Annotated in this window: 1 protein-coding gene; it reads left to right on the top strand. The window is 29.9% G+C overall.

Translation table 11 applies throughout. The features are described from left to right. Positions 1 to 209: 209 nt before the first annotated feature. Positions 210 to 893, top strand: a complete 684-nt coding sequence (locus BMZ09_RS15990) for a hypothetical protein (RefSeq protein ID WP_090842505.1) — start codon at positions 210 to 212, stop codon at positions 891 to 893. Positions 894 to 1147: the final 254 nt, after the last annotated feature.

The following is a 1147-nucleotide window of genomic DNA, read 5'->3' on the forward strand; positions in this document are numbered from 1 at the left end:
GGATTTGATTTACATTTATTGTGGTAGAAAAGAAAAAAAGAAACGGAATTAATAACGTAGCCTAACACCGCGTATAATTAATTGCTTGTTTTAAGCCTACTTACGAACATTCCTGCGGAATGTTCTATCTGTGCTTTATTTACTAACTTTAGTGCTTAAACCACGCAACTAACCATACACAATCACGTTAGCAAACATATGACCAACCAATGAAATTCATCAAAATATTCATAATTCTTCTTTTAATTTTTAATTGTTCAGACAAAAAAACTGAACTTAAACCAACTGAATTTGATGAAGTTTTAGGAACTGAAAACACGAATACTTTAAACTTATTAGTTTCTGAATTTGAGAATGGTTTTCTAAAAACTCAATATCCGAATTTGGACATAGAAAATGCCTATAAAAAGTTCCTAACCGAAATAAGTGATGGAAAAATTAAGAATTCTCTAGCGATAACCGAAAAAAGTAAAAATATCTTTAATAAGAGCCAATTACGCCTAGAAATATTTTGTGTTGCCGACTCTACTTGGATTGAAAAAAATCCTTGGAATGATAAAACTTTATTGGTTAAAGCTAGAATTCAATGCAAAAAATCAGATGGAACATTTGAAAAAGGCGCTATGACAATGCCTTTTGACGAAAAAGAGATTTCTAAAGATTCCATTTTAAAAAAGTATATGAATTTTGTTAGGACAAATCATAACGGAAAATACATTAAGGCACTTAACTCAATTGCAAGCAAATCTGAATTTTTAAGTTCATTTGTAACAGACAGAAACGACTTTGGAATAATTCCGTTTTATTTCACAGCTAAAAGAATATTAGCGAATAAAGTCGACTTGAACGATTATTATATTAAAAGAATAATTATAGCGGAAATGAGTAATTGAAAAAAATACGTTTGCTAACACCGCGTATAATTAATTGCTTGCTTCTAGCCTACTTACGAACATTCCTGCGGAATATTCTATCTGTGATTTATTTGCTAACTTAGTTCCTTAAATCACGCAACTAACCATACACAATCACGTTGTACAACATATGAAGAATGAATTTTCCTGAAATAGGTTGACTAAAAATTAAGCAATTAATTACAGTCACTTATGAAAACAAAAAATGAACACTGGCTAAAAAAAAGCTATCA

This window comes from Olleya namhaensis (assembly GCF_900114005.1).
Taxonomy (GTDB): Bacteria; Bacteroidota; Bacteroidia; order Flavobacteriales; family Flavobacteriaceae; genus Olleya; species Olleya namhaensis.

What these genes read in the sequence shown, in the direction of transcription:
- BMZ09_RS15990 (WP_090842505.1), top strand. Translation starts at nt 210, where the DNA reads ATGAAATTCATCAAAATATTCATAATTCTTCTTTTAATTTTTAATTGT.